At 66.8% G+C, this 11154-nt stretch carries 8 protein-coding genes; 7 read left to right on the forward strand and 1 reads right to left on the reverse strand.

The window, feature by feature from the left end; genetic code table 11:
• Positions 1–223: 223 nt before the first annotated feature.
• Complete coding sequence (locus DIE23_RS40970) at positions 224–574, reverse strand: hypothetical protein (protein ID WP_124618033.1); 351 nt, start codon at positions 572–574, stop codon at positions 224–226.
• Between the two features lie 162 nt (positions 575–736).
• Between DIE23_RS40970 and DIE23_RS38355 the strand changes: the two genes are divergently transcribed.
• The 7 genes from DIE23_RS38355 to DIE23_RS38385 all read left to right on the forward strand — a co-directional run.
• On the forward strand, positions 737–4114 hold the full coding sequence (locus tag DIE23_RS38355; protein WP_124618035.1) for a DUF2339 domain-containing protein: 3378 nt from the start codon (positions 737–739) through the stop codon (positions 4112–4114).
• The gene (locus DIE23_RS38360) at positions 4111–5460 is read left to right on the forward strand and encodes a DUF3999 domain-containing protein (protein ID WP_124618037.1); all 1350 of its coding nucleotides are present in this window, start codon (positions 4111–4113) and stop codon (positions 5458–5460) included. Before DIE23_RS38355 ends, DIE23_RS38360 begins: the two co-directional genes overlap by 4 nt.
• Before the next feature lie 262 nt (positions 5461–5722).
• A complete protein-coding gene (locus tag DIE23_RS38365; RefSeq protein WP_124618039.1) occupies positions 5723–6028 on the forward strand; it encodes an NIPSNAP family protein in 306 nt (101 codons plus the stop codon).
• Between the two features lie 299 nt (positions 6029–6327).
• Positions 6328–6978: an NADPH-dependent FMN reductase gene (locus tag DIE23_RS38370; RefSeq protein WP_124618041.1), complete on the forward strand. Its 651-nt coding sequence runs from the start codon at positions 6328–6330 to the stop codon at positions 6976–6978.
• A 224-nt stretch (positions 6979–7202) separates the two neighbouring features.
• The gene (locus DIE23_RS38375; protein WP_006749916.1) at positions 7203–7421 is read left to right on the forward strand and encodes a hypothetical protein; all 219 of its coding nucleotides are present in this window, start codon (positions 7203–7205) and stop codon (positions 7419–7421) included.
• A 92-nt stretch (positions 7422–7513) separates the two neighbouring features.
• On the forward strand, positions 7514–8416 hold the full coding sequence (locus DIE23_RS38380) for a ferritin-like domain-containing protein (RefSeq protein ID WP_124618043.1): 903 nt from the start codon (positions 7514–7516) through the stop codon (positions 8414–8416).
• Between the two features lie 1154 nt (positions 8417–9570).
• Positions 9571–11154 (forward strand): ESPR domain-containing protein (locus DIE23_RS38385; RefSeq protein ID WP_260436367.1); only part of this gene is annotated, 1584 nt, incomplete at its 3' end.

An 11154-nucleotide genomic window follows, 5' to 3' on the forward strand; every position in this document is an offset into this window, starting at 1 on the left:
GCACGCCGACGACCTGTCCGGTACGCTTGAGCACATCGTCTTTCGTCGCGCCGGCAGCGAGCATGTCGAGCGCCTGCTGCGGGTTGCTTCCAAATACCTTGCACAGACCTTCGACCACGACCTTGGGGGCATCCATCGAAACCTTCTCCTCGTGTAGCGGGGACTCACGCGTGTCATAGCGTGCCTACATAGTTGCTAGAAAAAACCCCGACCTGCCGACGAATTACGACAAACGCTTGCGCAAATACGACACGCCCGTCAGCCGCGCCACGCGGCACGCGGCGCGCGGCGGCACCCGATTGCGGCGATGCAATACGCGCATCGCCAGTACTGGCGGGCATCGCGGGCAGGACTTGTGCGCAGCAGCGCAACGCGAAAGCGGCGTCGTTTTGCGCCAATTCTCAGCAATGCGCTCGTCGCTTTGCGACAATTTCACGTCCGATCGGACCGGGTCGCGCGCGCCGCGCAAGCGAAAAGAATGGTCGTGCGAAAAACCCCCATCGCGAACGTGCGACAGCCACGTTTCGCCCCCGGCCCGCAACCCAGAAAATCCCGCATGGCCGCTGTGATACATTGCCGGCAACCACACTGATCGCGACGTCGCCGCGCGCCCTGCGCGTCACGCTGCGCCGGCGGTGCGCGCATGCCGGTTCGCCTGCCGGCCATACGGAAACAGCCTCGATCGGGCCGCGCGACGATCGAAGGACGATAACGAAATGAGAGAGGGAGCTAGGCGATGAATTGGGCTTTTGCCGCAATCGGTTTCATCGTGGGCGGTATCGCCGCATTGTTCGGGGATTTCTCCGCCGCCAACGGCACGCTGCTCGGCGCGGCTGTCGGGTTCTGCATCGGCCACGCACTGCAGCAACGCAAGCGCAAGAGCGGCGGCGCGACACCCGATGCGTTCGCGATTTCCGCGCCCACCGCGACGCCGCAACCCCATCCCGTGCCGCTTGCCGATCGCGTCGCCCGCCTCGAAGCGACGGTCGACGCGCTCACGCGCGAACTCGAGGTACTGCGCGGCCAGCTCGCCGGCGCGAAGGCCGGTGCCGCCGCGACCGGCACCGCTGCGCAGGCGCCATCAGCCGCGCCCGCCGCGATCCCGCCTCGACCGTCCGTGCAGCCCGCCGTCGCGAGCGCCGGCACGCCATTGTCGACATCCGCACCGGCTCCCGCACCGGCAATCGCCGCGCGGACGAGCGAAGCGACCGCCGCTGCCAACGCCCCGACGAATGCACCCTCGGCGACCGCCCGACCTGCCCCGCCCGCCCCGCCGACGCCGCGCGAACCCAGCATCGCCGAACGCGCGTTCCGCTCCGCGCGCGACTGGCTGCTCGGCGGCAACACGGTCGTGCGCGTCGGCATCATCGTGCTGTTCTTCGGCGTCGCGTTCCTGCTCAAGTACGCGGCCGACAACAACATGCTGCCGATCGAATTCCGCCTCGCCGGCACGGCCCTCGCCGCGGCCGCGCTGCTCGCGATCGGCTGGCGCGTGCGCGCGCGCCGCGCCGCGTACGGCCTCGTGCTGCAGGGCGGCGGCATCGGCATCCTGTACCTGACGATCTTCGCCGCGACCAAGCTCTATGCGCTGCTGCCGGTCGGCGCGGCGTTCCCGCTGATGGTCGCGGTGTGCGCGCTGAGCGCGTTCCTCGCGGTCAAGCAAAACGCGCTGCCGCTCGCGTTCATGGGCAGCGCGGGCGGCTTTCTCGCGCCGGTGCTGCTGTCGACCGGCCACGGCAGCCATGTCGCGCTGTTCAGCTACTACGCACTGCTGAACGCCGGCATCTTCGCGATCGCGTGGTTCAAGGCCTGGCGTCCGCTGAACCTGCTCGGCTTCGTGTTCACGTTCACGATCGGCTCGGCGTGGGGCGTGACCGCGTACCGCCCCGCGCTGTTCGCGACCACCGAACCGTTCCTGATCCTGTTCTTCCTGATGTATGTCGGCATCGCGCTGCTGTACGCGGTGAAACGCGAGCTGGCGCTGCGCCATTACGTGGACGGCACGCTCGTGTTCGGCACGCCGATCGTCGCGACCGCGCTGCAGGCGTCGCTCGTGAAGGACATGCCGTTCGGGCTCGCGTGGAGCGCAGTCGCGCTGTCGGCGTTCTACGTCGCGGTCGCCGCATGGCTCGCGCGGCGCCGCGATCGCCTCGCGCTGCTGTTCGAAGCGATGCTCGCGCTCGCGGTGATCTTCGCGACGCTCGCGGTGCCGCTCGCATTCTCGGGCCCGACGACGAGTGCCGCGTGGGCGATCGAGGGCGCGGCGATCGTGTGGGTCGGCGTGCGCGAGAAACGCCTTGCGCCGTTCGGCTTCGGCCTGCTGATGCAGATCGCCGCGGCCGGCGCATTCTTCACGAGCCTGCTCGGGCCGGCCGACACGAACGCGCTGCCGGTGCTCAACAGCGCATACATCGCGATGCTGCTGATCGCGCTCGCCGGGCTGTTCACGGGCTGGTGGCTGCACGGGCGCGACGAGGCGCGCGCGTGGCATGCGTGGATGCCGGACGTCGGCGCGGCCGCCGCGGCGTGGGGGCTGCTGTGGTGGCTGAGCGGCGGGCTGCACGAGATCCTCGTCTACGCGAGCCGTCACGTCGATCTGCATGCGGACCGCTTCGTCGTCGACGCGACCGCGCTGTTCGCCGCCGGCACCGCGTGGCTTGCACACATCGCGCGCCGCAGGCTCGCCTGGCCGATCGCCGAATGGCCGGCGCTCGCGCTGACGCCGGTGCTCGCGCTGCTCGCCTTGCGCGCGTTCGATTCGCATGAAGCGCCGCTGTCGGGCATGGGTGCATTCGCGTGGCCGATCGCCGTCGTCGCGTGCTATGCATTGCTGCTGCGTCAGTCGCGCGGCAAGACGGCCGCCGGTCCGGCGACGGGCGCGATGGGCACGTCCGCCGTGTCGGCCGTCCCCGTCCCGGTGATCGCGCCGCTGCACACGCTGATGTTCTGGACATTGTGCGGGCTGTTCTCGCTCGAGGGCTTCTGGCGCCTGCGCGCATTCGTGCCCGAAGGTGCGTGGAGCTGGAGCGCGTGGGCCTACGGCTTCGGCGCGCTGTTGCTGCTGGTGTCGGGCCCCGGCTCGCGCCTGCGCTGGCCCGTCGCCGCGTTCCCGCGCGCGTACCAGGTGTGGGGTGCCGCGCCGCTCGCCGCGCTGCTGTGGCTGTGGAGCATCGCCAGCGTGACGAGCGACGGCGACGCGTCGCCGCTGTTCTGGCTGCCGCTGCTCAATCCGCTCGACGTCGCGCAACTGCTGATCTTCGTCGCGTTCGCCACCTGGCTGCGCCGGCTGAAGACGCTCGGTGTCACCTGGCATCCGCTGGCGGCCGACCTGGCGGCACTCGCGACCGTGTTCCTGTGGTTCAACGCGCTGCTGCTGCGCACGCTGCATCACCGTTTCCAACACGCCTACGACATCGATACCTTGCTGTCGTCGTTCGGCATCCAGCAGGTGTTCATGGTCGGCTGGAGCCTGTTCGCGTTCGCCGGCATGTGGCTGACGCGCCGCGACGGCATCGCACGCGTGTGCGCGCTCGCGTCGCTGCCGCTGATCGTCGTGATGTGGGTCTGGACCTTCTACGCGAACTTCACGCAGGACGGCGGCAGCTGGGCGCGTATCCCGCTGCTCAATCCGCTCGACCTCGTGCTCGTGGTGGTCTATGCACTCGCCGCGTCGTGGTTCGTGCGCGCGCGCAAGCTCGGCTGGTCGTTCGGCAACTATCGCGTCGAGCTGCTCGGCGCGGCCGGCGCGACGGCTTTCCTGTGGCTGAACGCGATCCTGCTGCGCACGCTGCATCACTGGACCGGCGTGCCGTACGCATTCGACGCGATGGCGGAATCGACGCTCGTGCAGGCGTCGGTCTCCGTGTACTGGACGCTCTGCGCGCTCGCGACGATGATCTGGGCCACGCGCCGCGGGTTGCGTCCGCTGTGGTTCGTCGGCGCCGCGCTGCTCGCGCTCACGGTGATCAAGCTGTTCCTGTTCGACCTGTCGCACGTCACCGGCATCGAACGCATCGTGTCGTTCATCGGCATCGGCATACTGCTGCTGTTGATCGGCTATTTCTCGCCGCTGCCGCCGAAGGCCGCGGCCCAACGGGACGACACCCAACCATGAAACGACTCGCGGCCCTGCTCGGCCTGAGCCTGCTGACGTCGTTCGCGGCGGCCGACGGCACGCCGGGCGCCGAACGCGTCGCCCAACGCTTCTCGCTCGATCTCGACGGCAGCGCCGCGTATTACCAGCTCACCGTGCCGCAGGCCGTGTATGCGGCCAGCCGGCGCGACGATCTCGGCGACGTGCGCGTCTTCAACGGCGCCGGCGAGCCCGTGCCGTATTCGCTCGATGCACCCGCGGCGGCGGCCGTACAGCCGTCGCGCACGCTGGTGCACTGGTTCCCGCTGCCGCCTGCCCGCACCGACGACGGCCACGCGCCGCTCGGCGTGTCGGTCGCGCCGGACGGCTCGCTGCATGCGACCGTCACCGCGCCGGCTCGCGCGCAGCACGCGGCCGACCTCGTCGACCTGTCGCATGCGGACGGCGAGGTCGACGCGCTGCTCGTGCATGTGAGCGACGACAGCTACCAGGGCCGTGTCGCCGTCGAAGCGAGCGACGACCTGCGCAGCTGGCGCTCGCTCGGCAGCACGCAACTGCTGAAGGTCGGCCGCGGCGGCGACATGCTGGTGCAGGAGCGCATCGCGCTCGAGGGCACGGGGCCGCGCTACCTGCGGCTCGACTGGCTCGACGGCGCGCCCGCGATCGGATCGATCGAGATCGAAACGCAGCCGCACGATGCGCGCACGACGGACACCGCGGCCGTGCCGCGTCAGTGGCGCGACGCCGCACATGTGCGGGCCGGCAGCACACCCGGCGAGTATCTGTTCGACACCGACGGCGCGTATCCGGTCGACCGCGTGCGCATCGACCTGCCGCAGCCGAATACGGTTGCGCGCGCAACGCTGCAGAGTCGCCCCGACGCGCAGACGCCGTGGCGCGAGGTCGCCGGCGCCGTGCTGTTCCGGCTGCAGGGCAAGGGGGGCGAACAGCGCAATCCGCCGCTGGCGTTCGCGTCGAATCCGGATCGCGCGTGGCGAATCGTCGTCGACATGCGCAACGGCGGGCTCGGCGGCGGCCAGCCGGCCGTCGCGGTCGGCTGGCATCCGGCCGCCCTGACCTTCGTCGCGCGCGGCACGCCACCGTTCACGCTCGGCGTCGGCAATGCGTCGCTGCCGTCGTCGGCGGTGAGCCGCGATGCGCTGCTGGTCGGGATGGCGCCGGAAGTGCGGCCCGCGCGCGTCGGCGCGGCGCTACCGGTCTCGGCGGTCTCGCCGGCGCTGGCTGCCGATACGGATGCGACCCGCCGCTACGTGCTGTGGGGAGCGCTGGTCGTCGCGGTCGGCGTGCTCGGCACGATCGCATGGCGCCTCGCGCGCGGCGGCGACACGCACACTCGCGACGAGTGAGGCCACGCCACCACGCCGGTACAACGAATCAGGCCGGTGCCGCGCGCGCCGTTCGCGTCGCGATGCCGTCGTGACGATACAGTGAGCACGGCGACGACGTCGTTGCTCCCGCAAGCAATGCGCGACGTGCGCTTCGTCGACGTCGCCATTCTGCGTGCGATTCCGTACTCGCGATGCACGATGCCCGCGCGACCGCTTTCGCGTTGACACACCCAGCGACGCGATCCAGACTCCGTCATCCGTCACAGCACCGCGAGCGCCCATGGTCACCTGCTTCCTTCGCTACGTCATCGATCCGTACAAACTCGAGCAGTTCGAAACCTACGGCAAGATGTGGATTCCGCTCGTCGAGCAATTCGGCGGCACGCACCACGGCTACTTCCTGCCGTCCGAAGGCGCAAACGACATCGCGCTCGCGATGTTCTCGTTCCCGAGCCTCGCCGAATACGAGCGCTACCGCGAACGGTCGAAGACCGATCCCGCCTGCCAGGCCGCGTTCCGGTATGCAGAGGAAACGCGCTGCATCGTCAGCTACGAGCGCAGCTTCTTCCGGCCGGTGTTCGAGTAACCCCGTACATCGCGCCCCCTTTCCGGCGCCGGACGAAAAAAAGCCCCGCCTGCATCCGCGCGGCGGGGCCAACCCATGTCAGTAGAGACATCATGGAGGAGACGGGCCCATCTTATCGAGCGCGGCGCACCGTCCCAACCAAGCATTTCTGCTATCCATCTGCGTCGCCGCGCGCACGCTCGACCCGCGTGCATGGCATATCGATAGAACGAAAAGTCGTTTTCAGAGTGGCGGCGGGGTCGTTACCATTTGGTTTTAAGCCTGTGCTTAGCCGGGCAAGCCATCCCAAGGAGCGCCCCTTGACTGCATTCGATCAACACCGCCGCCCGTTCGTGGTCGGCATCGGTGGCACCACCCGGGCCGCGTCGTCGACCGAGCGCGCACTGTCGTTCGCGCTGCGCGGCGCGCAAGCCGCCGGCGCACGCACGCGCCTGTTCGACGGCCCGTTCCTGCATACGCTGCCGCACTACGCCCCCGAACACAAGGCGCTGACCGACGCGCAGCAAGAGCTGATCGACACCGTGCGCGAAGCCGACGCGATCATCATCGCGACGCCCGGCTATCACGGCGGCGTGTCCGGCCTCGTGAAGAACGCGCTCGACACGCTCGAGGAACTGCGCGCCGACGAGCGCCCGTACCTCGACGGCCGCGCGGTCGGCCTGATCGTCACGGCCTACGGCTGGCAAGCCGCCGGCACCGTGCTGACCTCGCTGCGTTCGATCGTCCACGCGCTGCGCGGCTGGCCGACCCCGTTCGGCGCCACCGTGAACACACTCGAAACGCGCTTCGACGGCGCCGACAGCTGCTCGGATCCGAAGGTCGTCGCGCAGCTCGAGACCGTCGGCGCGCAGGCAGCCGAATTCGCGCTCGCGTTCGCGTCGCATCGCGCGGCCACGCATGCCGCATCGGTCGACGCGCTCGCGCCCGTATTGAAGATCGCCAACCAGTAACCCCCGCCTCCCCGCTGCCCGCGCCCGGCCGACGACGTTCGCCGCGCGCAGGCAGCGCGTATCCGACGGTCCGGCGCGCATCGCGCCGTCGCTCCCTGCTTCATGCCGGCTCCCCGCGCCGATAACGATTCGGCCTGCCACGTGATTTGCATTGGCCGAAAGATTGGTTCACGCGGGCCGCGGGTTTTCGTACGCTGAAAGCCCGAACCCTCCATGCGCACGCCATGAACCGCACGATCCGCTACAAGGGCTATGAAGTCGCCCCCGCCGCCGCCCGGCTGCCGAACGGGCTGTTCGCCGCGAACCTGACGATCGAGAAGGCAAGCGGCGGTCCGTCACCGCGCGCCGTGTCGTTCGACGCGATCGATTTCTTCTTCGAAGAGGAACACGCGCTCGCGTATGCGTCCCGCTGGGGACGCCTCTGGGTCGACACGCAGGCTTGAGCGCAGCGCAGGTCAGCGCAGGGCCGCCCGAAAATACGCGATTACGGAAGCTATGCAAGAATCTTTCGTCTCGTAATCGCATAAGGACAGCCATGTCCGACACGCTGCAGGAGGCGCATGCAGCGGCAGATCACACCATGCGCAACTGGACCTTCGCGCGTCGGGGTCCGGTCAGGATCGGTTCCGATGCGCACCGGCAGATGTTCTGCCGCATGCTGCTCGATACACACAACCCGTACAAACCGGCCGTCATCGATTGGCCGCCGCTCAAGCCCGACGAACTCAAACGGCTCACGTCGCTGCCGATCTGGGACATCGCCGTGCGGACCGAAGGCCGCGCGTCGATCCGCGTCGCCACTTTCGCAGCAACCGTCGGCGATCCGCTGTTGCGCCGGGCGCTCGAGATGGACGGCGGCGAGGAGGCTCGGCACAAGGTCGTATTGTCGAAACTGGTCCAGGCATACGGCATCAAGCTCGCCCCCGAACCGGCCTATCCGGCGCCGAAGGATCCCGAGTGGACATGGATGGTGACCGGCTTCAGCGAGTGCATCGACAGCTTCTTCGCGTTCGGCCTGTTCCGCTCCGCGCAGCGCTCCGGCTATTTCCCGCCCGAACTCGTCGACACCTTCGAACCCGTGATCCAGGAAGAAGGCCGGCACATCCTGTTCTTCGTGAACTGGTACGCGTGGTACTGGCGCAATTTGCCGTGGTGGCGCCGGCCGTGGTTCTTCGCACGGGTCGCGGCCGTGTGTGCGTACCTGATCCGGGAACACATCGGGATCGCACGCGGGATCGATGCGGACGGCGTCGCGCACGACGCAAACTTTCCGGCGACGAGCACCGCCGACATCGGCAATGCGCTCAACCCGCGCGAACTGATCGAACTGTGCCTCAGCGAGAACGACCGGCGGATGGCCGGGTACGACAAACGGCTGCTGCGCCCGATGTTCGTGCCGCGCATGGCGCGCCTCGCGCTGCGCTTCCCGCGGAAATAGCGCCGCGGCGCCGGGCGGCGGGTTGCAGGCGGCGCGGACCGGCGCGCATGGCAACCCTCCGTCCCTTGTCCGGAACGATCTGCCGCCTGCGTCGGGATCGGGCGGTACAACCCAGCTTGCCCTGCCGCGGTTGCCATCCGTGCGCCGGCTCGCCCCTCCGGACGAGAACGAACAACACCCTGGCTCGAATCCGTTGAGTCGCGCGCGACGTCACGCGGGCAACGCACGCCAGTCAGCCTGACCGTCGAACCTGACGCGTTTGCGCGTCACCTTTCCTGCTGCGGGATGTCCGTCCTCGCCAACCGGGTCAAGTCGTCGCGGCGATCTGACATTCCCCGCTCGCCGCCCCCCGTTTTGCCCACCTTTCGCGTCGCCGGCCAGTCATCGTGGACAACCCGTCGGGACCTCAACGGCTACGGTTGCAAGCCTGTCCCGCGCGGGTGATCCGGCACCCTGTCCAATCGATTCCCGACCCACTATATGGAATGCCGTCAATAGAAGAAATTCGAAATGAGATCCCAATTGCAGGGTCGATACGCCCGTAGCACTTTTTTACAACTTTATGAGATCGGGCGCCGTGGAAGGTCCGTCCCACGGGCAAGCGCAGGCGGCGAGATGCGCAAACCGGCATACCCCGGCAGACCGTGTTTCATGTTTTTTCGATTTCCCCAAAGGTCCTTAAATATAATTAAAAATCCCCTGAAAATATCAAATTAACAAATTAATAATTCCCCACAATTCATTTCAAATGACGATCCACAAAAACATTACAATCCGGAAAGGTGCAAACTCTACGCAAACGTTTGCTATTTCATTTGTCTTACTTTTTGGGGTGACCACAGTTCGCCGAGACACAAAAAAATCTCGTATGTAGTTGATTTTTATGAAAATTAACAACGTCATCCGAGTCTCCAGGCACCCTACATTCAACATTCTTCATATTTTCAAATTTGTTACACATCAATACATCAAAACACGATGCATTAACTATTTTTTAACTTTCAAAACCTCCAATTTTTCACTGTTTGTCAATCTAAAAATATCACCTCAAATAAACTCCGCCCATCAATTTTGAGATTCGCGCGTGCGCACGGCAAATTCATCTAACGAAAGAGACCGGTGTGTGTTGCGTGCTTATTTGGAGGTAGCTGGAGATGAACCGCACATACCGCTCGATCTGGAACGAAGCCCTTGGCACCTGGGTCGCGGCATCCGAACACGATTCGGCACGGGGCAAGCCGAACAAATCGGCCATCGTGAAGGCCGTTGCGACCGTTGCGCTTGTCGCGGGGGCGACCGTCGGCAACGTCGCGCACGCGCAGTACAGTGCGGGCGGGGGCACGTCGACGGGCTCTCAGGCGATCGCCATCGGTGGTTTCGGAGGCAGCACCACGACGGCCAGCGGCGCGACCTCCATTGCGATTGGCGCGAACGCGACGGCGTCGGGCAGCTATTCCCAGGCGTTTGGTCAAGCCACGACGGCGAGCGGCTCGAGTGCGATCGGTATCGGCTCCGGCGCGAAGGCGCTCAACACGGGCGCAACCGCGGTCGGCAACGATTCGACGGCATCGGGCTCCAGCTCGATCGCGATCGGCGGCGGTAACAGCACGGGCACGGGCGGCGCGGTGGCGGCAGGCACCAACTCGATCGCACTGGGCCGATTCTCGAACGTCGACGCCGCGACGACGTCCGGCATCGCGATCGGCACGAACGCGACCGTCACGTCGGCGGGCACCAACGGCACGGCGCTTGGTTCGGCGGCCACCGCAGCCGGCTCCGGCGCATCCGCCATCGGCAATGGCGCGACGGCGACGGGCACGAACGCGATCGCGCTCGGCGGTACAGCCAACTACGCCTCCAGCGTCGCGATCGGCGCGGGTAGCGTGACCGGCACGGCAGCGCCGACGGGCACGGGTTATCTGACGGGCAGCGCCGCACCGCTGTCGGAAGTGTCGGTCGGCAGCCCGACGGCACTGCGCCGTATCACGAACGTCGCCGACGGCTCGGCGCCGCAGGACGCGGTCACGGTGGCCCAGCTCAGCACCGGCATGAGCACGACGACGAGCGCGATCAGCTCGTTGTCGTCGTCTACTTCGACCGGTTTGTCGTCGGCCAACAGCTCGATCTCGTCGCTGTCGACGGGGCTCAGCTCGACCAAAAGTTCGGTTGCCTCGCTGTCGACTTCCACGTCGACCGGCCTCTCGTCGGCTAATAGCTCGATCTCGTCGCTGTCCACGTCGACCTCGACCGGTATCAACTCGCTTTCGACCGGCTTGAGCTCGACCAACAGCTCGGTTGCCTCGCTGTCGACTTCCACGTCGACCGGCCTCTCGTCGGCTAATAGCTCGATTTCGTCGCTGTCCACGTCGACCTCGACCGGTATCAACTCGCTGTCGACCGGCTTGAGCTCGACCAATAGTTCGGTGGCCTCGCTGTCGACTTCCACGTCAACCGGCCTCTCGTCGGCCAATAGCTCGATTTCGTCGCTGTCGACTTCGACGTCGACGGGCCTGTCGTCGGCCACCAGCTCGATCAGCTCGTTGTCCACCTCGACTTCGACGGGTATCAATTCGCTGTCCACGGGTCTCAGCTCGACCAACAGTTCAGTTGCCTCGCTGTCGACTTCCACGTCGACCGGCCTCTCGTCGGCTAATAGCTCGATCTCGTCGCTGTCGACCTCGACGTCGACGGGTCTGTCCTCGGCCACCAGCTCGATCAGCTCGTTGTCCACCTCGACT

Origin of the sequence: Burkholderia sp. Bp9143, from assembly GCF_003853645.1 — a bacterium.
Taxonomy (GTDB): Bacteria; Pseudomonadota; Gammaproteobacteria; order Burkholderiales; family Burkholderiaceae; genus Burkholderia.

Excerpts from the sequence above, each read along its gene's own strand:
- DIE23_RS40970 (WP_124618033.1), bottom strand. The coding sequence starts at position 574 with ATGTATCACAGCGGCCATGCGGGATTTTCTGGGTTGCGGGCCGGGGGC.
- DIE23_RS38355 (WP_124618035.1), top strand. The coding sequence starts at position 737 with ATGAATTGGGCTTTTGCCGCAATCGGTTTCATCGTGGGCGGTATCGCC.
- DIE23_RS38360 (WP_124618037.1), top strand. The coding sequence starts at position 4,111 with ATGAAACGACTCGCGGCCCTGCTCGGCCTGAGCCTGCTGACGTCGTTC.
- DIE23_RS38365 (WP_124618039.1), top strand. The coding sequence starts at position 5,723 with ATGGTCACCTGCTTCCTTCGCTACGTCATCGATCCGTACAAACTCGAG.
- DIE23_RS38375 (WP_006749916.1), top strand. The coding sequence starts at position 7,203 with ATGAACCGCACGATCCGCTACAAGGGCTATGAAGTCGCCCCCGCCGCC.
- DIE23_RS38380 (WP_124618043.1), top strand. The coding sequence starts at position 7,514 with ATGTCCGACACGCTGCAGGAGGCGCATGCAGCGGCAGATCACACCATG.